The sequence below is a fragment of the Enterobacter asburiae genome, from assembly GCF_007035645.1.
Classification (GTDB): Bacteria; Pseudomonadota; Gammaproteobacteria; order Enterobacterales; family Enterobacteriaceae; genus Enterobacter; species Enterobacter asburiae_B.
On the sequence record NZ_AP019632.1, the window covers coordinates 50,613 to 75,341 of the forward strand.

A 24,729-nucleotide genomic window follows, 5' to 3' on the forward strand; every position below is an offset into this window, starting at 1 on the left:
TCCTTCTTATTGATTCTTTTTCGGTTTTTATTTCACCGCTTCGTTGTCGATATAGTCACTACAACATTTAGCAAAAGGAACTGTCTTGTGAAACGTCGATTGGGTGCTCTGGTACTTGCTGGCCTGCTGCTGGCAGGGTGCGATCAAAGTGGCAGCGATGCCAAACACATTAAAGTGGGCGTCATCAACGGCGCTGAACAGGACGTGGCGGAAATCGCCAAAAAGGTGGCAAAAGAGAAATATGGCCTGGACGTGGAGCTGGTCGGCTTCAGCGGCTCGCTGTTGCCCAACGATGCCACCAACCAGGGAGAACTGGATGCCAACGTCTTCCAGCATCGCCCGTTCCTCGCTGAGGATAACAAGGCGCATGGCTACAAGCTGGTGGCCGTGGCGAACACCTTTGTTTTTCCGATGGCCGGCTATTCCCGCAAAATCAAATCCGTCTCTGACCTGAAGGACGGGGCGACGATTGCCATTCCAAACGACCCGACCAATCTTGGCCGCGCGCTGTTGCTGCTGCAAAAGGAGAAGCTCATTACCCTGAAGCCGGGCACCGGGCTGCTGCCGACGGCGCTGGATATTACCGCCAACCCTAAACAGCTGAAAATTATGGAACTGGAAGGGGCACAGCTGCCGCGCGTGCTGGACGATCCGAAAGTGGATGTCGCCATCATCAGCACTACCTATATTCAGCAAACCGGGCTGTCGCCGGTGCATGACAGCGTCTTTATTGAAGACAAAAACTCGCCGTACGTGAACATCGTGGTGACGCGCGAAGACAACAAGGACGCGGAGAACGTGAAGACGTTTATCCAGTCGTATCAGTCGCCTGAAGTGGCAAAAGCGGCTGAGACGATCTTTAACGGCGGGGCGGTGCCGGGTTGGTAAACGATCTGACGGAAAACGGGTTGCTTAAATTGGCCCGATTCCATCGGTAATCGCCCTTTAACCCACTGCGCCAAGTGCGACGGCTGGCTATCCTCCTTATCACACCCACCGGAGGATAGCCCATGAACATTACCCACATTCGCAACGCCACCCAGCTGATTTCCTACGCCGGAAAACGTCTTTTAATCGACCCGATGCTGGCCCCGAAGGGGGCTTATCCGGGCTTTCCCGGCACGGCGTATGCCGAACGCCGTAACCCGACGGTCGAACTCCCCGTTGACGTCAACACGCTGCTGGGCGCCGACGCGGTGATCGTTACCCATACCCATGACGATCACTGGGATCGCACTGCAGCGGAGCTGATCGCCAAAGATAAACCTGTCTACGTGCAAAACGATCGTGACGCCGCGCTGCTGCGCAGCCAGGGATTCAGCAACCTGACGGTCATGACCGACGCGACCTTCTTCGGCGATATTCAGATTACGAAAACCCACGGCGGGCAGCACGGCACCGATCGCGCTTACGCCGTGCCGGAGCTGGCGGAGCGTCTGGGCGAGGCCTGCGGCGTGGTGCTGCGTCATCCCGATGAGAAGACGCTCTATCTTGCCGGGGATACCGTCTGGCGTGACGAGGTGGCGGCCGATCTGCAAAAGCACCAGCCGGACGTGGTGGTGCTGAACGCGGGCTATGCCCACGTTATTGGTTTTGGGCCCATTATTATGGGGCAGGAGGACGTGCTCAACGTTCATTTCCTGCTGCCGCAGGCCAGCATTGTGGCGATCCATATGGAGGCGATTAACCACTGCCTGTTGACCCGCAGCGCGCTGCGTGAGTACGTTGAAGCCAATCAGGTGAGTGACGCAGTGAGCATTCCCCAGGATGGCGAAACCGTTATATTCTGAGTGCATTAAAGGGAAAGGAGAGACAGATGTCGCTAATCAACGTCGCGATTGTCGCGGTAGACGGGTTCAGCCCGTTCCACTACTCCGTTCCCTGCATTCTGTTTGGCGATTCGGTCTCCGGTGAAAAGCGTTTTAACGTGGCGATCTGCGCCGAAACGCCGGGTTTTCTCACCTCAAAAGACGGATTTGCCCTCAACGCCACGCAGGATTTTACCGCCCTTGGTCAGGCCGATATTGTCGTCGTTCCCTACTGGCAGCACGTCCTTGAACGACCGCCCCAGACGCTGCTCGACAGCCTGGTGCAGGCGAGAGACAACGGCGCGGAAATCGTCGGGCTGTGTCTGGGGTCGTTTGTGCTGGCCTGGGCGGGGCTTCTCGACGGCAAACGTGCGGCCACCCACTGGGAGTTCGAACATCAGTTCCAGTCCCTTTTCCCGCACGTTCAGCTGGATATCAATGCGCTCTACGTGGATGACGGCAATATCATCACCTCCGCCGGAACCGCGGCGGCGCTGGACTGCTGCCTGTATATCATTCGTCAGCGCTTTGGCAGCGTGGTCGCCAACCAGATTGCCCGTCGGATGATTGTTCCGCCCCACCGCGATGGCGGTCAGGCGCAGTTCATCGCCCAGCCGGTACCCAAAGATACCCGCGACGGACGCATTAACTGCCTGATCGACTACCTGCAGCGGCACATCACCGAACCGCATAGCCTGGACTCACTGGCGGAGGTGGTTTCGATGAGCCGCCGCACCCTGACCCGTCATTTTATTCAAGCCACGGGGATGAGCGTCGCCGACTGGCTTACCGCCGAACGCCTGCGGCGCAGCCAGCTCCTGCTTGAAGCCGGAAATATGCCGATTGAGCGCGTGGCCGAACTGGTGGGATTTAATTCCGCCGTCACCTGGCGACAGCAGTTTAAGGCGCGTTTTGGGGTGAGCCCTGCGGAATGGAGGAAAACATTCCGTCTTCACAGCTAGTGTATTACGGCTAACTCAAGATTTAAGGGGTAGTTAAATCACTTCTTATTTTTTCTTAATCCACCTCTCATTTTTCTGAAAAAATATTTTATTTGCTTCGCCTTAACGCAAATTAGATATACTCGCATTAAGAATGCTCTTATATTTCGAAAATATTAATTGCGAATAAATTTTGTGGCATGGATGAATAGCAATAAAATAGAAAGAAGAATAATTTCATTAGCAAATTATATTATTTTTATCTTATCGGGTGCGCTTTTTTCAGCAAGCATTAACGCTGCGCCCTTGTCGCCAGCCGATCGCGATACTATTCAGCAGCAACAGCAGCAGCTTTTATTACAGAACCAGCAACAGCGTGAAGAGCTGGAGCGGAGTATTCCTCGCCCGGCGCCTGACAGGCCTCTGCCTGCAGCCGGCACCGGGCCCTGCTTCACCATTGATACCATTACCCTTTCCGGCACGACCCTCATTTCCCCGAAAACGCAGCAGGCCCTTGTCGCGCCGTGGCAGGGCCGGTGTCTGGATATGGCGAAAATAACGGAGCTTCTCGCCCGTATTTCTGACTGGTATATCAGCCGGGGATATATCACCAGCCGCGCTTTTCTTACCGAGCAGGATCTCTCCGGCGGTCAGCTGAATATTGTGGTGCTGGAAGGACGGCTGGAAGCGATCCGTCTGGAAGGTGAAACGCCGCGCATGCTGAAAATGGCGTTTCCGGGACGGACAGGCGGCATCCTTAATTTACGCGACATCGAACAGGGGATGGAGCAAATTAACCGTTTGCGCGCCGAGCCGGTGCAGATTGAAATTCTGCCGGGAACGCAGGCCGGATATTCCATCGTTAATCTCACGGGCAAGCCGGAATTTCCGTTAAATGCATCCGTGAGCCTGGATAATAGCGGGCAGAAGAGCACCGGTGAAAACCAGCTTAACGGCGTGCTCACCGCCAATAATATGCTGGGGCTGGCGGATAAATGGTTTGTCAGCGGCGGGCGCAGCAGCGATTTTGCCAGCGCGTACGATGCGCAGAATTTCCAGGCGGGCGTCAGCGTGCCGTCTGGCTACGGCCTGCTGGACTACAGCTACGCCTGGAGTAACTACCGGACCACCATCAGTAACCAGGGGTTCAACTGGCTCTCCACGGGCGATACGAAAACCCACCGCCTTAACGCGTCCTGGGTGGTTTTCCGCAACGGGGATGTTAAAACCGGCATTGCGGCGGGCGTGGTTCAGCGCTCCAGCCGCAACTGGCTGAACGACGCGCCGCTTAAGAGCAGCACGCGCAACCTCTCGAGCCTGGTCCTGGGGATTACCCACACGCAAAAAATGCTGGGCGGCGTGGCGACCTTTAACCCGACCTGGAGCCACGGCATGCCGTGGTTCAATGCCGAAACCGACGAAAATAAATCCGGGGATATGCCGCGGGCGGAATTCCGCAAATGGAGCCTGAACGCCAGCTTCCAGCGTCCTGTCGCCCGTAACGCGTGGTGGCTGACCAGCGCCTACGGCCAGTGGTCGCCCGACCGGCTGTACGGCGCCGAGCGCCTGACGCTCGGCGGCGAAAGCTCCGTGCGCGGTTTTAAAGAACAGTACCTGTCCGGGGATAACGGCGGCTACTGGCGTAACGAGCTGGGGTATTCCCTCTTCACCCTCCCGGTGATTGGCGCGGTAAGCGCAACGGTCGCCGTTGACGGCGGCTGGCTGGAAAAAGACCGTCAGGACCGCTTTGCCTCCGGCACGCTGTGGGGCGGTTCGGTGGGGCTGAGCAGCGCAGGACGCGGGTACAGCAGCCAGATTTCGGTCGGCACGCCCCTGCGCTACCCCGACTGGCTCGGCCCGGATCATGTGAGCGTTAACTGGCGCATTGCCTTCATGCTTTAAGAGACTCTACGACTATGGATACCCGTCACCCACCCGTTCGTTTCTCGCAGCGTCTGATCAGCTGGATTGTCTGCGGCCTGATGGTCTGGCAGCCGGTGGCACCCGCCGTCGCGGCGGCGCTCACGCCGGCCGGGCAGACCACGGTCGACCGGGCGGGGAACGGGGTGCCGGTCGTCAACATCGCCACCCCGAACGGGGCGGGTATCTCGCATAACCAGTTCGGCGAGTATAACGTCGGCAGCGAGGGGCTTATCCTCAACAACGGCACGGACCGTTTAACCCGGACCCAGCTGGGCGGGCTTATCCAGAACAACCCCAACCTGCAGGCCGGGCGGGAAGCGAAAGGCATCATCAACGAAGTCACGGGCGCCAGCCGCTCGCAGCTGCAGGGCTACACGGAAGTCGCCGGTAAGGCGGCAAACGTCATGGTGGCCAACCCGTACGGCATTACCTGTAACGGGTGCGGATTTATCAACACCCCGAACGTCACCCTGACCACGGGGAAACCGCAGTTCGACGCCAGCGGTAACCTGCTGGCGCTGGAGGTGACGAAAGGGGCCATCACGGTTGAAGGCCAGGGGCTGGACGCCAGCAAGAGCGACGCGCTGTCGCTGATTGCGCGCGCAACGGAGGTGAACGCCGCGATACATGCGAACGACCTGACGGTAACGGCAGGGGCGAACCGCGTGGGTGCCGACGGCAGCGTCAGGCCAATTGCCGGCGAGGGCGCCGCGCCCGTGGTGGCGGTGGATACCGGCGCGCTCGGCGGGATGTATGCGAACCGTATCCGCCTGGTCTCCAGCGAGGCGGGCGTCGGGGTGAACCTCGGCAACCTCACCGCGCGCCAGGGCGACATTCAGCTGGATGCGGGCGGGAAACTGACGGTCAGGAACAGCCTCGCCAGCGGCTCGATTAGCGCGAAGGGCGCGGGGGTGGCCCTCAGCGGCAGCCATCAGGCAGGGGGCGCACTGAACGTGGCCAGCTCGCAGGATGTGGAGCTCAGTAACAGCACGCTCGCCAGCCAGGGCGACATGCGCCTTTCCGCGGCGGGGAAAGTGCAGATGACGGGCGGCGGGACAAACAGCGCGGGCGCGCTGGCGGTCAGCAGCGGGCAGGCGATGACGCTCAACAATACCTCTCTTATCTCCCGCGGCGCGGCGACGCTCAGCAGCGGCGGCACGCTGTCATCCACGGGCAGTGCGGTCTCGGCAGGGGAGAGCCTGGCGCTGAGCGGCGGGCAGCTGGTGCTGGACGGCCAGAGCCGGGCCGATGCCGCGGCCGATATCCGCCTGACGGGCAGCACCGTCAGTAACCAGGGGCAGGTGAATGCGGGGCGCGACATTGCGCTCTCCGGCGACAGGGTGTCCAGCAGCGGCCTGCTGGCGGCGAAAGGCCGTCTGGACGTGAACGCCGGAGAGCTGACGAACGGCGGCACGGCGCAGGGCAGCGACGTCACCCTGAAGGGGCAGACGGTGACCAACAACGGCACCCTGCAGAGCGCCGGCAACCTGGCGTTAAGCGCCGGAACCCTGGCGCAGCGGGGCACGCTGAGCGCGAAGGGCAATGCGAACGTCACGGCGCAGCAGACCCTGCGTAACGACGGCAGCCTGCTGGCTGACGGTGCGATGAACGTGACCGCAGGCGTGCTTGAGCAGAACGGCACCCTGTCCGGCGCGACGGCGCTGACGGCGCAGGCCGGCACCCTGACCAGCGGTCAGGCGTCCCGCACGACCAGCCAGGGCAATATACAGATTACCGCGACCCGCAGCGCCAGCCTGAACGGGCAGACGGACGCGGCGGGGGCGGTCACCGTCAGCGCCGGCGACCTGACCACCGGCCCGGACGCGCACCTGCAGAGCGGGCAGGGGCTCACCCTGCAGGCGCAGAGCGCCGCGCTGAACGGCACCCAGGCGGCGAAAGGCGCCCTGTCGGTGACGGCGGGCACGATTGCGCACGCCGGGAAATCCACCGGTGACGCGCTGAGCTTTAACGCGTCCGGCGACCTGACCAGCGGCGGGGAGCTCACCGCCGGCGCCATTACTCTCAGCGGACAGAACATCCTCCAGTCCGGCGCCGCAAAAGCGGACCGCATGACCCTGACGGCCCCCGGGCGCATCACCAGCAGCGGCTCGCTGGTTGCCGGTACCCTCTCGCTGGACGCTGCCTCGGTGGAGAACGGCGGGCTGCTGCAGGGCACCACCCTGCTCGGCCTGAAGACCGGGTCACTCGCGAACCTCGCGGGCGGGTCGGTCTACAGCGCGCAGGATTTAACGCTGAACGTTCCGGTGCTGGCCAACGGCGGGCTTATCACCACCGACGGCACGCTGCGCATTAAAGGCGACACGCTGACCAACCAGGGTGAAATCAACGGCGTCAGCCTGAGCAGCGACTACCTCAGCCTGACCAGCAGCGGACGCCTGCTGGCGGACGACCGGCTCACCCTGAACGGCACTACTCTGGTTAACGCGGGCAGTATTGCCGCCGGCGACCTGCACATCACGGCGGACAGCCTGGAGAACCAGGGCACCGTCGAGGGGGACGCGGCCCTGACGCTCGGCGTGGCAGACCTCACTAACCGCGGCGCGCTGCGCAGCGGCGGAACGCTGACGCTCAGCGGCGACACCCTTACCAGCAGCGGCGAGCTCAGCGCCACCGCGCTGCTGCTGAACCTGACCCGTCAGGTCAGCAACGAGGCGGGCGGCCGGGTGATTGCCCGGGACGGCCTGACGCTGACCGCCGCCAGCCTGACCAACAGCGGGCTGATGGCCGGTGCCGACGCGCAGTTCAACAGCGCGTCGGTGACCAACGGCGGCACGCTGCAGGGAACCCGCTCGCTGACGGCGACGGGGGCACAGCTCAGCAACCTGCAGGCGGGCATGCTGCTCTCCGGTGGCGCGCTCGGCCTGCACCACACCACCCTGAACAACGCCGGGCTCATGCAGGGCAACACCCTGAACCTGGCCACCGGCGAGTGGATGAACACCGGTAACGCGCTGGGGGAAGCGGGCGTGACGGCGGCGGTGACCGGCGCGCTGACCAACAGCGGTAAGGTGCTCAGCCAGCAGGCGCTGGACGTTCAGGCCGGCAATACCGATAACCGGGGCCAGCTGCTGGCGAAAGCGCTGACCCTGCGGGGCGACCTGCAGAACAGCGGCCTGCTTCAGGGCAGCAGCACGCTGGCCTGGTCCGGCAACACCTTCGCGAACCAGACTCAGGGGCAGGTGACGGGCGGTGAGACCCTCACCCTGAGCGGACACACGCTGAGCAACGCGGGCAGCCTGCAGGGGCGCAGCGCCACGCTGGACGCCGCAGGCCTGAATAACCAGGGCAGCGTTCAGGCGCTGGACGCCCTGACGCTTGCTGCAACCGGCAGGCTGGACAACACCGGCGCCCTGCTCAGCCAGAACCTGTTCACGCTGACGGCGGCGCAGCTGTTTAACGACGGCCGGCTGGCGGGGAAAGCGCTGACGGTGAACGCCGCGCAGCTGACCAACACCGGCATGCTGCAGGGCAACGACACGCTGGCGCTGACCACCCGCGCGCTGAGCAACGGCGCCACCGGGCAGCTGGTGAGCGGAAGCGGCCTGAATCTGTCCCTGGACACGCTCGATAACGCCGGTCTGCTGCTGGTGAACGGCGGGTTCACCCTCCGGGGCAGCGACCTGACCAACCGGGGCGATATTCAGGCGCAGGACCTGGATTTGGGGCTGGGCAACGCCCTGAGCAATACCGGGAACATCGTGGCCACCGGCGATGCCGCGCTTCACGCGACGACGCTGACCAGCAGCGGCACGGTGGCGGGCAGAACGCTGACCGCAGGCGCGACGGAGCTGCGCAACAGCGGCCTGATGCAGGGCAGCAGCGCGGTTAACGCCGCCGCTGACCGCTTTATCAACGCGCTGAACGGCAAATGGCTCTCCGGCGGCGGCTTCACGCTGACGGGCGGGCAGCTGACGAACGCCGGTACGCTGCAGGGCGCGACGCTGGACATGACCGGCACCACCCTGACCAGCAGCGGCACGGTGAACGGGCTGGCGGGGCTCAGCGGCACGCTCGGCGGGGCGTTAACCAATACCGGGCTGCTGCAGAGCGGCGGCGCAACCACCTTCACCGCGGACACCCTGGCGAACCCGGGGCGCATCACCGGCGGCACGCTCTCCCTGACCGCCCGCGAGATGAACAACGACGGCCTGATGCAGGGAACGAACGGCCTGGCGCTCACCGGCACCGCGCTGACCACGGGCGCGGCCTCGCGCACCCTCTCCGGCGGCATGCTGACGCTGGACGCAGGCCAGCTGACCACGCAGGGCACGCTGCAGGGGAACGGCGCGGACATCCGCGCCACCGGCGACTGGACGCACGGCGGGTCCCTGCTCAGCCAGGGGGCGCTGACGGCCGCGACCGGCGGCACGCTGACCTCGTCCGGCTCGCTGATGAGCCAGGGGCGGGCGGATATCACCGCGCAGACGCTGGATAACCGCGGGCAGCGCCACGCTGCAGGCCGCGACGCTGGCGAACCAGGGGCAGTGGGCGGCGAAAAACCTGACGCTGACCGGCGGCACGCTCAGCAACAGCGGCGCCATCAGCGGGGTGAATGGCCTGACCCTCAGCCAGACCGGCGCGGTCAGCCAGCAGTCGACCGGCACCCTGCTCTCCGGCGGGGCGCTGAACGTCACGGCGGCCTCCGTCACCAGCGACGGCAAAATGCAGGGGAGCACGCTCGGCATCACCACCGGGGCGCTCACCAACGGCGGACGTCTGCAGGGCGATAACGGCGCGACGCTGGCCCTCAGCGGCACGCTGACCAACAGCAGCGGGGGCGAAATCGTCAGCCGAGATGGCCTGACGCTGACCACGCCCGCGCTGTTTAACTACGGCCTGATTCAGGGCGGCGGCGAGACGCGAGTGACCGCCTCCTCGCAGGCGCGTAACGACGGCAGGCTGCTTTCCGGCGCGCGCCTGACGCTCGGCACGCCGCAGTTCACCGGTACCGGCTGGCTGCAGGCCACCGACCTGATACTCAATGCGGCAAACGCCACTAACGGCGGCACGTGGGTGGCCGACCGGGCCACGCTGACCGGCACCACCTTTGCCAGCCAGGGCACCACCCAGGCGGGACAGCTGACGGTTAACTACGGCCAGCTGAACAACAGCGGCACGCTGCTCGGCAACGCGCAGCTGAACATCGACGCGGACCAGGTGACCCAGAGCGCGGGCGGCAGGCTGCTGAGCGGCGGCAACCTGTGGCTGCAGAGCCGGGGGCTGGACCTGACCGGCCAGCTGGTCTCTCTGGGGGACTTAACGCTGCAGCTGACGAACGCGTTTACCAGCCGGACCGCCGTGGCGGCAGGCCGGACCCTGACCATCAGCAGCGGCGGCGACATCGATAACCGCAGCGTGCTGCAGGGGCAGGCGGTTAACCTCAGCGCGGGCGGGCAGCTCAGCAACAACGGACAAATCACCACCGGCGGCGGCACCAGCACGCTCTCCGGCAGCAGCGTGGCGCTGAACGCCGCGGGCGCGGTGCAGGGCGGGGGCGACATCACCGTCGCCAGCCGGAGCAACATTACCGTCGACGGCTTCACCGGCACGCGCGGCTCGCTGACCCTGAGCGCGCCGGGCGCCATCGTCAACACCGCGCTGCTGTACGCGGCGAATAATCTGGCGCTGTTTGCTGACAGCATCACTAACCGGCGCGGCGACATCATGGCGGGGAACAACCTGTGGATGCAGCGGGATGCGGCGGGGAATGCGAACAGCCAGGTGGTGAACACGTCGGGGAATATTGAGACGCAGAATGGGGATATTACGGTTAAGACTGCCAGCCTGTTAAATCAGCGTGATGGATTAACGTCAACCACAACAACAAGTGCGTCGCCAGCGTATGGTTGGGTTGGGCAGGCAACTGTTGACATACCTGTGTCGGTTCTCGGAATCGATACGCTTGTTCGGGATAAATACAGCACTTATACCCATGACGGTTCAGGTACATGTGGGGGAGTTCCCTGTTTCTTGTATGAGGATACCCATTACTATTACAAACCAATTACAGGCTATGAAACACGTAAATATGCACTAAATCAGATAGCGCAGGTTGTAAATGCTGAGGGTGGAAGCGCTCGTATTTCTTCCGGGCGTAACCTGACTATCACTGCCGCAGAGTTGAACAATCAGGCGAGTGCAATCCTGGCGAATAGCAATATTACGCTTGCAGGAAACACGCTGAATAATCAGAGCTATCAGAGCGGAACTTATACAGAATATGCTGTATATAAATATGTAAGCCCCTCATATGGCGGGGGTTCTCCTGGCTCCTACTCTCCAACCCATCGCAATACTTACTACGACAATGACGTAACCTATGTATTAGATGGGCATGTCACAGAAAGTGAAAATGGTGAAACATACCGCGCCGTCATCCAGGCGGGCGGCAACGTCACCGCGAACTTCACCAGCAACATCAGCAACACTAATACCACCGCTAACGCGGGCGGCGTCAGTAACGTTATCTCCACCCCGTCGCTGAACACCCTCAGCAACCAGACCATCGGCAGCGGCGTGCAAAAACAGGGGCTGAACACGACCGGCACCGTGGCGGTGAACTCGCCGCAGTGGAACGATCGGCTCCAGGGGGCGCTGCAGCAGCTTAACGGCGGTGGCGCGCTGGAAAACGGCGGCGCGTCCGGCACGTCTCTCAGCAACATTGTCACCACGCAGAAAGGCAACGCGAACCTCGGTCAGCTGGGCGCACTGGCGAACACCGGGGTCACCACCGCCGATCTCCGAACCGCTCAGGGCGGCGCCGTCGGGCATTATCAGGGCCAGCGCGTCGATACCAGCGCTTACCCGCTGCCGTCGGGCAACAACGGCTATTTTGTCTTCTCCGACAACCCGAAAAGCCCGTACCTGATCGGCATCAACCCGAAACTGAATGGTCTCGGACAGCTTGATCCCGCCCTGTTTGCCGATCTGAACGCGATGCTCGGGATCAAACCGTCGTCCACGGCGCCGCAGGAGACGCGGCTGGCGTTTACCGACGAGAAGCAGTTCCTCGGCTCGTCCTATATGCTTGGCCGCCTCAACCTGAACCCGGACTACGACTACCGCTTCCTCGGCGATGCGGCGTTCGATACCCGCTATGTCTCCAACGTGGTGCTCAACCAGACCGGTAACCGCTACCTGAACGGCATCGGCTCCGATCTGGATCAGATGCGCTACCTGATGGACAACGCCGCGGCGGCGCAGCAGTCGCTGGGCCTGCAGTTTGGCGTCTCGCTGACCGCCGATCAGATTGCCGCGCTCGACCACAGCCTGCTGTGGTGGGAGAAAGCCACCGTCAACGGCGAAACGGTGATGGTGCCGAAACTCTACCTGTCGCCGAAGGACGTCACCGTCAACAACGGCAGCGTGATCGCGGGCAACAACGTCACCCTGAAGGGCGGCAGCATCACCAACGGCGGCAGCTCGCTGCTGGCGAAAAACAGCCTGACGCTCGACAGCCAGAACAGCATCAGCAACCTCAGCAACGGCCTGATGAAAGCGGGCGGCGACCTGAACCTGAGCGCCATCGGCGATATCAATAACATCAGCTCCACCATCAGCGGCAAAACGGTCGCGCTGGAGAGCCTGGACGGCAGCATCAACAACCTGACGCAGGTTGAGCAGATTGATATCAACGCCGGAGGGAAGTACGGCAACATCGGCCTGAAAGACACGCTGCTGGGCAACACGGCGTCGATTACCGCGCAGGATGGCCTGTCGCTTGAGGCGGGGAAAAACATCACCGTCACCGGGGCGAACCTGGCCTCCGGCGGGGATATACTGCTGAATGCGTGGGGCGATATTGCCGTCAACGCGAATCAGATCAACGACGCATTCAGCTCCAGCCGGGAGAAAACCAGCCGTTCGTCCGTCACGTATCAGGGCAGTAACGTCACCGCGGGCGGCAACCTGCTGGTGAATGCCGGGCACAACCTTGACGTGACCGCCAGCGACCTGAAGGCGGGCGGCAGCGCGGGGCTGAGCGCGGGCAACGACCTGAACCTGAACGCGGAGCAAACAAGCGAAAGCAGCCGGAAAGGGAAAAGCGAATCCCACAGCACCGGGCTCGACCGCACCACGATTTCCGCAGGCGATAACCTGGTCCTGAAGGCCGGGCAGGATATCAACGCCCGGGCCGCCGCGCTGGCGGCGGAGAAAAGCGTCGGGCTGCAGGCGGGTCGCGACGTGAATCTGGCTGCGGAAGAGACCACGCAGGGCGACAGCTATAGGTCAGGCAAGAAAACCGTTATTAACGAATCGGTGCGTCAGCAGGGAACCGAGATCGCCAGCGGGGCGAATACCCAAATCCTCGCCGGACGCGATGTCACCACCGAAGCCGCGCAGGTGACGGCGAAGGGCGATATCGGCGTGGCGGCAGGCCGCGACGTCAGCCTCAATACCGCAACCGAAAGCGATTATCACTACAAAGAGCAGACCAAAACCAAAAAAGGTTTCCTCAGCAAGAAAACCACCCACACCATCGAGGAGGACAGCGCGACGCGTGAATCCGGCTCATTACTTAGCGGCGACAACGTGCAGGTGGTGGCGGGCAACAACCTGCAGGTGAACGGCTCCGCCGTGGCGGGCGATGGCGACGTGCAGCTTAAGGCGGGCAACAACGTCGATATCGTGGCGGCCACGAACAGCGACACCTCCTGGCGCTTTAAGGAAGAGAAAAAATCCGGCCTGATGGGCTCGGGCGGGATTGGCTTCACCATCGGCAGCAGCAAAAGCACGCACGATCTCCGTGAGAAGGGCACCACCCAGAGCCAGAGCTTCAGTACGGTGGGCTCGACGGGCGGTAACGTCGCGATTTCTGCCGGAAACCAGGCCCACGTCGGCGGGGCGGATCTTATCGCCGGGAAGGATTTAAGCCTCAGCGGCGACAGCGTCATCATTGAGCCGGGGCACGACAGGCGCACCCGGGATGAAACCTTCGAGCAGAAGAAAAGCGGGCTCACCGTGGCGCTCTCCGGCACCGTCGGTAGCGCTATTAACAATGCCGTGAGCGCGGCGCAGGAGACCAAAGAGCAAAGTGATGGCCGTCTGAAAGCCCTTCAGGCCACCAAAACGGTGCTGTCCGGCGTGCAGGCCGGGCAGGCTGCGGATATGGCGGCAACCACCGGCGACCCGAACGCAATGGGTGTGAGCCTCTCGCTGACGACCCAGAAGTCGAAATCACAGCAGCATGCTGAGAGTGATGCGGTGGCAGGCAGCACGCTGAACGCAGGCAACAATCTCTCCATCACCGCGAACGGCAAAAACAAAGGTGCAAACAGCGGCGACATCGTGATTGCGGGCAGCCAGCTGAAAGCCGGGGGCGACACCACGCTGGATGCACAGAACGATATTCTGTTGTCCGGCGCGGCGAATACCCAAAAAACCAGCGGCAAGAACAGCAGCAGCGGTGGCGGCATTGGCGTGAGCATCGGTGCCGGAGGCAACGGCGCGGGTATCAGCGTGTTTGCCAACGTTAACGCTGCGCACGGCAAGGATAAAGGCAACGGTACCGACTGGACCGAAACCACAATCGACAGCGGCAAAAACGTCACCCTAAAAAGCGGGCACGACACCGTGCTTGATGGCGCCCAGGTTAACGGCAATAAAATCGTGGCAGATGTTGGTCACGACCTGCTGATGCGCAGCCAGCAGAACAACAGCGACTACGACAGCAAGCAGACCAGCGTTGCAGCGGGTGGCAGCTTCACCTTCGGCACCATGTCCGGTTCAGGCTATATCAACGCCAGCCAGGACAAGATGAAGAGCCGCTTTGATTCGGTGGCCGAACAGACCGGGCTGTATGCCGGGGACGGGGGCTTCGACATCACCGTGGGGCATCACACCCAGCTTGATGGCGCGGTTATCGCGTCCACCGCCACGCCGGACAAAAACAGCCTCGATACCGGAACGCTGGGCTTCAGCGATATCCACAACGAAGCGGACTTTAAAACCTCGCACTCCGGTATCAGCCTGAGCGGCGGCGGCAGCTTCGGGGATAAATTCCAGGGCAACCTGCCGGGCGGCATGATCTCCGCTGCGGGTAATAAAGGCCATAAGGAAGGCACCACGCAGGCCGCCGTGGCAGAGGGCTCCCTCACCATCCGCGACAAGGCAAACCAGAAGCAGGACGTGGCCGATCTGAGCCGCGACACCGAACATGCTAACGACAGCATCAGCCCGATCTTCGACAAGGAGAAAGAGCAGAACCGCCTGAACGCGGTTGGGATGATCAGCGATATTGGCAGCCAGGTGGCGGATATTGCCAGGACGCAGGGTGACCTGAACGGGCTGAAGGCGGCAAAGGATAAATATGGTGATATTCCGGCTAACGCGACAGAAAAAGATCGCCAGGATTATCTGGCGAAACTGCGTGCTACGCCGGAATATAAAGAGACGCAGGAAAAATATGGTACCGGCAGCGATATGCAGCGCGGCATCCAGGCGGCCACGGCAGCGCTGCAGGGACTGGCGGGCGGCAATATCGGAGGGGCGCTGGCGGGCGCGTCAGCACCGGAGCTGGCGAACATCATCGGCCATCATGCAGGCATTGATGACAACACGGCGGCAAAAGCGATTGCCCATGCCATCCTCGGCGGCGTAACCGCAGCCCTTCAGGGAAACAGTGCCGCAGCGGGCGCTGTGGGGGCCGCATCCGGCGAACTGATTGCGACAGCAATCGCCAGACAGTTCTATCCGGACACAGACCCGTCGAAGCTGACGGAAGAGCAGAAGCAGACCGTGAGTACGCTGGCATCTGTTTCAGCGGGCATAGCCGGCGGGATTGCTGGGGGAAATACGGCTGGTGCGGCGGCCGGGGCCAGTGCCGGGAAGAATAGTGCTGAGAATAACGCGCTGAACTTTGGCACGGGCATGGAAAATACTATTGCGGTTAACGCTGTATGGAAACAGTATGCTGTGGAAAACAACCTGACGCCGGAAGAAACACAGGCCGGGCTGAATAGGATCGCGAAAGGCGATATGCCGGACAGCACCAATATCACGAAGGTGATAGTTAATGGATCTAAGGATGGTGTAATGATAGCGGGAGCCGCCTATTTAGGGCCTGCGGCATCCATAGTAAAAGTTGTTGGTGGTGCTGTAATCGGTGAAATTGCTAATGGCAGTTATCAATGGTACGACTTAAGCAGACCAGGCCACGAAAACAAAAGCTGGGATTACTGGAGTAGTATGTCTGCGGGTATTACAGGGGCGCTGGCTCCGGGTCGTAATGTCTGGCAAAACGCAGGTATCGTAGCTGGAGGGACATTTTTCACAGATGGTCTTGATAAAAATGCCCTGACGGGTTCTGGGTTTAGCTGGGCAGTTGGTGGTGTGGTTAGTGTTATTGCACCGCCTGCATTGAATCCAGTTTTCGGCCCAAGCACCGGATTTGTTAGTGACATTATTGGTTCTGTTGGTGGCGAATTTATTGGTAATAAAATTAAAGATAAACTAAAAGAAAAGGATGCTAATAATGCTGGCAATTAAAAAACAACAAAAAATAAGTTTGAAGATTTTATTTTTAAGTGTGGTTTATCTTGTCGTTTGTTGTTTTATTTTTTTCTCGATAGCTAGTGTTGTTATAGACTTGATTTTCGATGGTAAGGTGAATTTAACGCGAGAAGTTATTATAGATATTATAGTTGTAAGCATTATTACGGGGACTGCTGGAGGGCTGGGGTCTTGGATCTTCGCGAAAATAGATGAGCGTAAAGCCCGTAAATCTTCGCGTTCTGATACTGAATAATTTTCGATAATCCTGCCCATCTGTTGGCAGGATTTTTCATATTTACTTAAAAGAAAGAGAATGCGACCTACCCCAGCCTCTCCACCCGCGTCTCCCCCTCCACCATTGACAGTTGATACAGCGAAAACGATCGCTGTTTCTCAATCAACTTCGCCAGCTCCGGCGAGTGGCTGGTGAGCCAGATCTGCGAGTAGCGGCTGGCCTCGGCGATTAAGCTCGCCAGCGCGGGAAGCATCTGCGGGTGCAGGCTGTTTTCCGGTTCGTTCAACGCGATAAACGCCGGTGGGCGCGGGCTTAACAGCGCTACCGCCAGGCACAGAAAGCGCAGGGTGCCGTCGGAGAACTCCGCCGGTTCCAGCGGCCTGCTAAGACCCTCGCGCTGCATCATCATGCGAAAACGTCCGCCGGCGTTGTCGCTATAAAACACGCAGCCGGGGAAGGCCTGGTCAAGGATGCGCATCAGCAGCAGCTCGTCGCCGATCTCGACGATAGTCTGAAACGCGGCCGCCAGGTTGGCACCGTCGCTGGCCAGCACCGGGGAGCGGAAGCCGACCTGCGGGGCGCGCATCGCCGAGCCGATTGATACAGAAAACTCATGATAAAAGCGCCAGTTACGCAGGGACTCGCGCATCTGCGACACTTCCGGGTAAAGATGCGGTTCGCCGAGCTGCCCGAACACCGATTCGTTCTCGTACAGCGTGCCGCTGTGGGTCACTTTCTCGTGATGCACGTTGTTGAGAAATACTGCCTGGTTCTTACGCTTCATCAGCTGTGACGAAGGCCGACGGTGCTGGCCGCTCAGCCAGATAGACTCCTCTTTGATCACCGGATCGAGCTGAAACTGCGAGGGATAGGGCAGCTTCTCCACAAACCCGACCTGCAGCTCGTATTCGTAGGTCTCTGTTTCCACCGCCAGATTCATCCGCCGCAGCTGGTCGCTGCGGGTTTTGCCTGCCCAGAACACCTTCAGAATGCCGCCCTCGTTTGCCAGCGCCTGGGAAAATTGCCCCTGGGCGGCGCTGTGCATCAGGTGTATCGCCTTGTAAATATTGGATTTCCCGGTGCCGTTCGGCCCGAAGACGATGTTGAGCTGCTCCAGCTCCAGCGACATGTCGCGGATGGATCGGTAGTTTTGAATGTGCAGGGTGTTGATCACAGGCAGGCCCCTTTTGCAGAATAAGCCTGTATATAATCACAGTCTTTGAGATGAAATGCAAAAAAGAGACGACAGTGAGGATGTCGTCTAAACGGGGTACTGCTTTGGGCCTCTACGGGTCAATGGGGCCTTCGCATTTTTATGATCACTTGACTGCCAGACGCAGACCCAAATCATCAGGATAGGGATCAAAGTAGTTTTGCGTCATCAGATACCGGTCGGGGTATTCGGCCAGGTAGTGCTTCAGCAGCGTGATCGGGGCGAGAATAGGCAACTGTCCGTTGCGATAGTGCAGGATCACGTCGCGCAGCTCGCCGCGCTGGCGGGTGTTCAGCTGGTTACGGAAATACCCCTGGATATGCATCAGCACGTTGGTGTGATTCTTCCGCGAGGCGGGTTTTTTCAGGATGGTCATCAGTTTTTCCCGGTACGCCACGAAGAAGGCGTCCAGGTCTTCCCACTCGTGCAGCGAGGCAACGAACGGGCCTATTTCGCGGTAGCCTGCCTGATGGTGCGCCAGTAGCTGAAGCTTATAGCGGCTGTGAAAATCCAGCAGCCCACGGCGCGTCAGACCTTTAGCGCGCAGCGTGTTTAGCTCGTGCAGGGCAAATACCCGCTCGATAAAGTTTTCCCGCAGCACCGGGTCGTGCAGCCGACCGTCTTCCTCGACGGGCAGCCACGGGTAGGTTTCAAGAAGGGCGGCGGTGAACAGCCCGACGCCCTCCTTGCGGCCCCGGTTGCCGTTTTCATCGTACAGCCGCACGCGTTCCAGGCCGCAGCTTGGGGATTTTGCACAGACGATAAATCCCGACAGATCGCCGATTTTTGGCAGATAGTCCGCCGTAAAGTCGACCATTTTCTGCGTGAGGTCATCATGAGGCGGCTTGCTGAAACGGAGCTGCGTTTCGCCGCTGTCCGTCAGCGTCAGGCGTATGGCCGGACGAGGCGTCGGGAGACCGATAGCCATTTCCGGGCAGACGGGCCTGAAATTCACCCACTGGGCCAGCTCATCCATGACGAAGCCCATACGCTTGTGTCCGCCGTCAAAGCGAACGGCGGATCCGGTCAAACATCCGCTAATACCGAGCACAGGTTTCGTTGTCATGGTGTAGTCCTCCCGTTCATATAATTAAAACTTACACAACATGACTAATTTGTCCAAGTATTAGCGGAACTATTTTTTTTATTCCTTTAAAATCAATGCGTCTTAACTGCCCTTGTAGGTCGAGTAACCGTACTGGCTCAGCAGAAGCGGGATGTGCAGCTTCTCGTTGGTGCGGGTCACGGTAAACAGCACCGGGATCTCCGGGAAGAAGGAGTCCAGCTTTTTGCCGTGGAAGTACTCTGCGGTTTTGAAGGTCACTTTATACACGCCAGGCTGCATGTCCTGATCCTGCGGATAGAGCGATTTGATGCGGCCGTCGTGGTCGGTTTTACCGCTGGCAATCGGGGTCCATTTGTCCTGCTGCTGTTTCTCCAGCGTAACGGTCACGTCTGATGGCGGCATCCCGGTTTGCTGGTCGAGAATGTGGACGCTCAGCGTGCCGGCAGGGGCGCTAAAGGCAGCAGGGGCAAAGGCCATCGAGGCCAGGATCAGCAGAGGGGCAGTTTTTTTCATGGTGTTTTCCTGTTGAGTTATTCGTTACAGGAAAACGTTAGCATCTGCGGTGCGGGAAAATATTCAACTTTTCGTGAAGATTCCCGCAGGAGAAAATTATCAGAGGATAATCACTTCAAGCGATACCTGCTGCTGCCACTGCTCCACCTGTTTTTTCCGCCCGGCGGTGAGTTTGCCGCTGGTGACCAGAAGCCATTTGCGCTCCGGGAAAATTTCCGGTGCCAGCGCGTCAGGCGGAACCGGCAGGATGTCGATTCGGTGGCCCTGCCCGGTGCGCGTTAAGGCTTCGAGCCAGATCTCGCACGGGTCGTTCAGGTGCCAGCCGCTGAGCAAAATATTATCGCCCGGCGCTTTTTTATCGCCTTCGAGGCAAAACGAGGTGTAGGCGATGATGATGCCGTCGAGGATCGCGCGCAGGGTCATGGCGGCGGCGACGTTGGCCGAGACCTGGCTGCGCAGCGGGCGCAGCACGTTCGCGACCAGCTCCGGCCTTGGGTATTCGCGTCCGGCGTCGTAAATCATCTGGCGCAGGGACTCGACCTTGCCGTCCTGCAGACGTTGCAGCATGTTCTGCTGCAGGGTTTGCCAGTTGTTGGTCCGTCCCGGCATCGGGCGCTCCAGCAGCGGTTTGACCTGGCCGATCGGGACGCCTTTTTTTACCCAGTCGAGGATTTTGAGCGCCTGCTGGACGTCCTCGTCGCTGTACTGGCGGTGGCCGCCTTCCGTGCGCTGTGGCTTGAGTAAACCATAGCGACGCTGCCACGCCCGCAGGGTGGTGGCGGTGATGCCGCTGAGTCTGGCGAATTCGCCGATGGAGTAAGCCATGTCCGTGTCCAGAGTGGAGGAATACTCTCAATATACTACGAATTTTCCCGAACGGGATGAAGCGCCGAAACGGTGCACTACACTTAACGTCCAACCGTGCAAATGAAAGGAATTCTCATGAAGCTATGGCCTGTAGTGACCGGTGTTGCCATTGCGCTGACGCTGGTCGCCTGTAAATCCCCCACGCCGCCGAAGGGCGTGCAGCCGATTTCCGGTTTTGACGCCAGCCGCTATCTTGGCAAATGGTACGAGGTCGCCCGTCTGGAAAACCGCTTTGAACGCGGGCTGGAGCAGGTAACCGCCACCTACGGCAAGCGCAGCGACGGCGGCATCAGCGTGCTCAACCGGGGCTACGATCCGGTGAAGAACAAGTGGAACGAGAGCGAAGGCAAAGCGTACTTTACCGGCGAGCCAACCACCGCCGCGCTGAAGGTGTCCTTCTTCGGCCCGTTCTACGGCGGCTATAACGTGATCAGGCTGGACGATAAGTACCAGTACGCCCTGGTCAGCGGCCCGAACCGCGACTACCTGTGGATCCTGTCACGCACGCCAACCATTCCGGATGCGGTGAAGCAGGATTACCTGAACACCGCGCGCGGTCTGGGCTTCCGAACCGATCAGCTGGTGTGGGTGAAGCAGTAGCCCCTACTGGTAGGAAAACGTAATGCTGGCCAGCGCGTTGGCCGAGCCGGGGACCAGTTCGCCGGTTCGGATGTACTGCGCCTGGAACGGTAACGTGAGCGTCTGCGCCGCCGTGGTGCTCTGGATGAAGAACTGGCCGGTCGCACCCGCGGCCGAGCTGTCCGGCCCCATCGTCAGCGGCCCGCTGCCGTTGTAGAAAAACTGCACCCCAACGCCGGACGCCGTGGAGTCTCCGGTCAGGGTCACCACCGACGAGGTGTTCGACGGCGTGGTCTGATCGGTCATCACCGCGTGAACCGCCACGTTCGCGTCGCAGGTCAGGCCGACGGTAAACGTCCCTGATGGCGACGTGCTTCCCACCGTGGGCAGGGTGCGAATATCAATGGTGCCCAGCGCCACGCTGGCGTTTTTGCTGCCGACCGTACACCCGCTGGCGGTCACCGTGATGGTGGTCGGGCTGATGATGACCTGCGCCGTTTTCGTTTCGTTGTTATAGGCGGTGAGCACCGCGGCGTTGATGGTCGGGATGTTATAGACGCCGGATTTCAGGGCTGCACCGGTTTTAATAAAGGTGACCTTTGCAGACCATCCCAGATCCTGGGCAAACCCACTGGTGCCCTCTGCCGGGTAGCTTTGCGTGATACCGGTTTGCAGCGGAATATATTGTGTACTCTTAAAATCCTTCAGCCCGATGATATACCCCACGCCCGGTACGCCGGTCTCAAAAATGGTGTAATTCGCGCCGTCGACGGTGACCGTCGCACCGCTTGAGATGGCGCTGCTGCTGGGCTGCAGCGTGCCTTTGTTGCAGGTAAAAATAAGCCCGCACCAGAACACCTGCTGCACGCTGGCGGTGGCGCTCCAGGTCGAGCCGATAATGCTGCCCGGCACCACGGAATCCGCTGGCCCGCTGTAGGTCATCGGCTGAGGCGAGAGCGTAATGTCCGATTTCCAGTCCAGAGCCTGCACGCTGGCACAGAAAAGTAATCCGCCGAGAAGAAACGCTAAACGCATCATAGATACTCCGTTGTCCAGGTGGCGAGGGCTGACACATCACCGGCGCTCACCGGCGTAGCGGTGGCAACCAGCTGCGCGTAGAAGGTCATCTGTACGCTGTCATCCCCCGCCGTTCCGTACGCGGTGGTCTTTGTATTCAGGGGAATGAGTACGCTCTCTTTATCGAGGATCTGCACCGCCACGCCGGTAGCGCCACCGTCGGCAATTTTCAGCAGCTGCGGATTGGCATCATCCGGCGTACCGCTGAAGCGAATTTTTACGCCAGCAAAGGTTGGCCCGCACGCTTCAAGCCTGAGCGTGAAGGGCGTTTTGATATTGCTGACGGCCCCGGCACGGCTGAACTGTTTAATACCAATGGTGCCCAGCGGCACGTTTTGCTCCCCGGAGTCCTGCGCCACCACGCAGGTGTTGCCGATCAAATTGCCGGTGACGGAGACCAGCACGTCGTAGCCGCGAACGGGGAGCGTGAAAACCAGCAGCAGCGCAAGGCAGCCGATCCGAAGCGTTACTGACATACCACCTCCTGAGAATAAAGACCGGTGCGGGCGTTATAGTTCTGCTTGTTTAAGGCGTAGGTAATGGCGCAGCGCTGGCGGCTGCCGCGGCCCCACACGGCGTTCAGCGTGCCCTTCTCTGACAAACCGGAGAGATACAGGCTGCCGCCATCGCCAACGATGCCGCTGGTTTTGTCATCATCGAGCGAGACCAGCGTGCCGAAGGGGAGCACGTCGTTGCCGTGACGTACGATAAACATCGCTTTTGCCCCCTGGTGCGTGGTGAAGGTGGCGCGAACCAGGGCGCCATCGGTAGGCGTTTTGTTGGCGATGGCGTTTTCCAGCTCCACGTCGTTGCCGGCGGTCGTCACGTCCAGCGCGACCTGGTTAACGCGGTACGGCGTAGCGTACGGGATCACCGCGTAGCCACGGCCGTCCGTTTTGATGCCCTTATGGTTAAGCACGGCGACATTGCTGGCTCCCGGGGCTTTTACCAGAATGTTGGTATTTCCGAGCGGCTGGCTCAGCGTCAGGCCATCTTCATGCACTACCGCGCCGCCGCTGATGCCGTAGCTGAGGTTGCGGGAGTCGCTGGCGTAGCTGTAGCCCAGGTTGTAGTCTCCCCACGCGCCTTCGTACTGCAGGGTGGCATCGCCGCCGTAGTGCTGTCGGGAGCTGTAGCGCTGGTTGACGCTATAGAACAGATTCTCCTCACCCGGCAGGTAGCCGCTCACGCCCGTGCTGGTGGTGGTGCCGGTGGAATCCGCATGGGTCGTGGTAAAGCGCGCGCGGGTCGACAGCGTCGGGTTGCCCAGCGGGACCGAAATCGACATCGACAGGATGTTATCTTTCTTGTCGTCATACAGGCTCGAGCTTCGCTGGACGCTGACGCCAAGCGACACGTTGCGAAACGTGGCGTTCCACGCAAACTGCAGGCTTTGCGTGGTATTTGACGTGTTCCAGTAGGTCTGCTGATCCCACGACAGTGACAGCGAGCCGTATTGTCCCATCGGCTGCGACAGCAGCAGCTGGTTTTTTGCCTTACGCGACATGCGCAGGTTGTACACGGTGTCGTATTGGGTGGTGACGGTGCCATCGTCTTCCACCGTCTGCTTTGGCGATCCGCCCGACATGCCTTTGTACGTGGTGTCGCTGAGGGTATAAAACCCTTTCGTGGAGTAGCGCAGCGAGAAGAAATTCACCCGCGTGCCAATGTCGTTCAGCAGCTTGCTGTAGCGCAGGCGCACCGAATCACCGGTATAGTGCCGATCGTCCGCCAGCTGGCTGCGGGCGTGGGTCAGATCGATGGAGTAGGCGCCAAAGCGGCCGAGGTTTTGCCCAAACCCGAGGGCCAGGCCGTTATAGCGATCGGCAAACTGCGCCCCGCCGTAAAACGTCAGGCCGTATCGCCAGCCGTAGAACAGCTCGCCCTGCGCGAAAGAGGGCGCGTCCTGATTGCCCGTCGGACGGTATTTCCCGGCGCCGAGGGCATATTTCACCTGTCCGTTACGCACCAGGTTCGGCACGCTGGCAAAGGGGAGCGTGTATTGCGTTTTGCTGCCGTCGTTCTCCTGAATGGTGACCGCCAGATCGCCTCCCGAGGAGGTCGGGTAGAGATCTTTCAGCACAAACGCCCCCGGCGGGACGGAGGTTTGATAGATGATGTTGCCGTTCTGGCGAACCGTGACCGTGGCGTTGCTGCGCGCGATGCCGCGAACTTCAGGTGCATAGCCGCTGAGGCTGGCGGGCAGCATGTTGTCATCGGTTTTCAGGGCGATACCGCGCAGGCCCACGGAGTCGAACACCTGCGCCGAGGTGTACGTTTCCCCGGCATACACCTGCGCGCGCAGGGCGTGAATATCGCGCTGCAGCCATGTCTGCACGTGGGTAAGCTCATTGCTGTCTTTGGTCCACGTGGTGAAATCACGCAGCCGCCACGCGCCCAGGTTGACGCCGCTGTTGAGGCTCGCAAACAGCTGCTGCTCCCGCGTGCGCGTCTCGCCGCGATACTCATTGTTTGAGCCATTGACCACGTAATTCAGCCACACGGCAGGAATGCCCGCCTCCCAGCTTTCCGGGCTGACGTACCCGCGCGGCAAATTGCGCATCGCACTTTGCGGTACGGTGAAGCTCAGGGTGAGCGTCTTCTGGTCCAGATCAAACTGCGTATCCGCAAACGCCTTCGTTAGGAAGATGCAGCGCTGCGCCAGCGGCAGGTCGCCGCCCTTCGCCTGATGGCTATCGATGCCCAGCGCGGCGAATTGTTCAGGCGTGAGGCAGGGCAGCGCTTCACCCGTGCCGTCTTCAGCAAGGCGGAACGTGACGTTTCCCGTGAACGCATAATTCGTATTGATATACACGTTGAGGTTGTAATCACCCGGCGGCAACGCGCTCCCGGCGTTGACCCAGGCGAGATCGGCGCTGTTTGCGCTCTCGCCGTTGAGGAACGCGGGGTTAAATTGCAGCTCGCTTTCAGCAGCCACGGCTTGCCGAATCACCAGGGAGATCACCGTGGCGCACAGGATTTTTATTTTCACG

General features: G+C 60.7%; 14 protein-coding genes and 4 pseudogenes. 11 read left to right on the top strand and 7 right to left on the bottom strand.

What is annotated here, in order from left to right; translation table 11 throughout:
- Nucleotides 1-87 precede the first annotated feature (87 nt).
- From nlpA to FOY96_RS00265, 10 genes and pseudogenes are all read left to right on the top strand, one after another.
- Nucleotides 88-888, top strand: coding sequence for a lipoprotein NlpA (nlpA, locus tag FOY96_RS00240; protein ID WP_087822877.1), 801 nt, complete (start codon nt 88-90; stop codon nt 886-888).
- 122 nt (nt 889-1,010) lie between these two features.
- Complete coding sequence (locus tag FOY96_RS00245; RefSeq protein ID WP_143346334.1) at nt 1,011-1,790, top strand: MBL fold metallo-hydrolase; 780 nt, start codon at nt 1,011-1,013, stop codon at nt 1,788-1,790.
- A 26-nt stretch (nt 1,791-1,816) separates the two neighbouring features.
- Entirely contained in the window at nt 1,817-2,770 is a 954-nt protein-coding gene (locus FOY96_RS00250; RefSeq protein ID WP_143346335.1) for a GlxA family transcriptional regulator, read from the top strand.
- 183 nt (nt 2,771-2,953) lie between these two features.
- Entirely contained in the window at nt 2,954-4,651 is a 1,698-nt protein-coding gene (locus FOY96_RS00255) for a ShlB/FhaC/HecB family hemolysin secretion/activation protein (RefSeq protein WP_269473765.1), read from the top strand.
- Between the two features lie 14 nt (nt 4,652-4,665).
- Nucleotides 4,666-5,964: pseudogene (locus FOY96_RS23230) on the top strand (filamentous hemagglutinin N-terminal domain-containing protein); the annotation flags it as partial.
- A gap of 243 nt (nt 5,965-6,207) precedes the next feature.
- Nucleotides 6,208-7,122 (top strand): annotated as a pseudogene (locus tag FOY96_RS23320) (hypothetical protein); the annotation flags it as partial.
- A 291-nt stretch (nt 7,123-7,413) separates the two neighbouring features.
- Nucleotides 7,414-9,423, top strand: coding sequence for a beta strand repeat-containing protein (locus FOY96_RS23325; RefSeq protein WP_462917120.1), 2,010 nt, complete (start codon nt 7,414-7,416; stop codon nt 9,421-9,423).
- 2,071 nt (nt 9,424-11,494) lie between these two features.
- Nucleotides 11,495-12,305: pseudogene (locus tag FOY96_RS23330) on the top strand (hemagglutinin repeat-containing protein); the annotation flags it as partial.
- Nucleotides 12,306-12,397: 92 nt separating this feature from the next.
- A pseudogene (locus tag FOY96_RS23240) lies at nt 12,398-15,550 on the top strand (hemagglutinin repeat-containing protein); the annotation flags it as partial.
- Nucleotides 15,551-16,166: 616 nt separating this feature from the next.
- Nucleotides 16,167-16,439, top strand: coding sequence for a hypothetical protein (locus FOY96_RS00265; protein WP_143346336.1), 273 nt, complete (start codon nt 16,167-16,169; stop codon nt 16,437-16,439).
- Nucleotides 16,440-16,506: 67 nt separating this feature from the next.
- Here FOY96_RS00265 and FOY96_RS00270 read toward each other — a convergent pair whose 3' ends face one another.
- From FOY96_RS00270 to FOY96_RS00285, 4 genes are all read right to left on the bottom strand, one after another.
- Complete coding sequence (locus tag FOY96_RS00270; protein ID WP_048975190.1) at nt 16,507-17,595, bottom strand: AAA family ATPase; 1,089 nt, start codon at nt 17,593-17,595, stop codon at nt 16,507-16,509.
- A 145-nt stretch (nt 17,596-17,740) separates the two neighbouring features.
- Nucleotides 17,741-18,700, bottom strand: a complete 960-nt coding sequence (locus FOY96_RS00275; protein ID WP_143346337.1) for a YbgA family protein — start codon at nt 18,698-18,700, stop codon at nt 17,741-17,743.
- A 102-nt stretch (nt 18,701-18,802) separates the two neighbouring features.
- Nucleotides 18,803-19,213: a hydroxyisourate hydrolase gene (gene uraH, locus FOY96_RS00280; protein WP_033147068.1), complete on the bottom strand. Its 411-nt coding sequence runs from the start codon at nt 19,211-19,213 to the stop codon at nt 18,803-18,805.
- A 99-nt stretch (nt 19,214-19,312) separates the two neighbouring features.
- Nucleotides 19,313-20,038 carry a MerR family transcriptional regulator gene (locus tag FOY96_RS00285; protein WP_032661978.1) on the bottom strand — a complete coding sequence of 242 codons (726 nt, stop codon included), beginning with the start codon at nt 20,036-20,038 and terminating at the stop codon, nt 19,313-19,315.
- A 117-nt stretch (nt 20,039-20,155) separates the two neighbouring features.
- On the opposite strand from FOY96_RS00285, the gene FOY96_RS00290 reads away from it, so the two are divergent.
- Entirely contained in the window at nt 20,156-20,680 is a 525-nt protein-coding gene (locus FOY96_RS00290; RefSeq protein ID WP_047059663.1) for a lipocalin family protein, read from the top strand.
- Nucleotides 20,681-20,683: 3 nt separating this feature from the next.
- Here FOY96_RS00290 and FOY96_RS00295 read toward each other — a convergent pair whose 3' ends face one another.
- The 3 genes from FOY96_RS00295 to FOY96_RS00305 are packed head-to-tail and all read right to left on the bottom strand — an operon-like array spanning nt 20,684 to nt 24,728.
- Complete coding sequence (locus FOY96_RS00295; protein WP_058841900.1) at nt 20,684-21,694, bottom strand: fimbrial protein; 1,011 nt, start codon at nt 21,692-21,694, stop codon at nt 20,684-20,686.
- Entirely contained in the window at nt 21,694-22,212 is a 519-nt protein-coding gene (locus tag FOY96_RS00300; RefSeq protein ID WP_039263502.1) for a fimbrial protein, read from the bottom strand. Before FOY96_RS00300 ends, FOY96_RS00295 begins: the two co-directional genes overlap by 1 nt.
- Complete coding sequence (locus FOY96_RS00305) at nt 22,203-24,728, bottom strand: fimbria/pilus outer membrane usher protein (protein WP_094935838.1); 2,526 nt, start codon at nt 24,726-24,728, stop codon at nt 22,203-22,205. Before FOY96_RS00305 ends, FOY96_RS00300 begins: the two co-directional genes overlap by 10 nt.
- Between the last annotated feature and the right edge of the window lies 1 nt (nt 24,729).

Bases quoted from the DNA above. Each gene is read 5' to 3' on its own strand.
- FOY96_RS00275 (WP_143346337.1), bottom strand. From the start codon at position 18,700: ATGACAACGAAACCTGTGCTCGGTATTAGCGGATGTTTGACCGGATCC.
- FOY96_RS00255 (WP_269473765.1), top strand. From the start codon at position 2,954: ATGAATAGCAATAAAATAGAAAGAAGAATAATTTCATTAGCAAATTAT.
- FOY96_RS00300 (WP_039263502.1), bottom strand. From the start codon at position 22,212: ATGTCAGTAACGCTTCGGATCGGCTGCCTTGCGCTGCTGCTGGTTTTC.
- FOY96_RS00250 (WP_143346335.1), top strand. From the start codon at position 1,817: ATGTCGCTAATCAACGTCGCGATTGTCGCGGTAGACGGGTTCAGCCCG.
- FOY96_RS00265 (WP_143346336.1), top strand. From the start codon at position 16,167: ATGCTGGCAATTAAAAAACAACAAAAAATAAGTTTGAAGATTTTATTT.
- FOY96_RS00290 (WP_047059663.1), top strand. From the start codon at position 20,156: ATGAAGCTATGGCCTGTAGTGACCGGTGTTGCCATTGCGCTGACGCTG.
- FOY96_RS00245 (WP_143346334.1), top strand. From the start codon at position 1,011: ATGAACATTACCCACATTCGCAACGCCACCCAGCTGATTTCCTACGCC.
- FOY96_RS00285 (WP_032661978.1), bottom strand. From the start codon at position 20,038: ATGGCTTACTCCATCGGCGAATTCGCCAGACTCAGCGGCATCACCGCC.
- uraH (WP_033147068.1), bottom strand. From the start codon at position 19,213: ATGAAAAAAACTGCCCCTCTGCTGATCCTGGCCTCGATGGCCTTTGCC.
- FOY96_RS23325 (WP_462917120.1), top strand. From the start codon at position 7,414: ATGGCCGGTGCCGACGCGCAGTTCAACAGCGCGTCGGTGACCAACGGC.
- FOY96_RS00295 (WP_058841900.1), bottom strand. From the start codon at position 21,694: ATGCGTTTAGCGTTTCTTCTCGGCGGATTACTTTTCTGTGCCAGCGTG.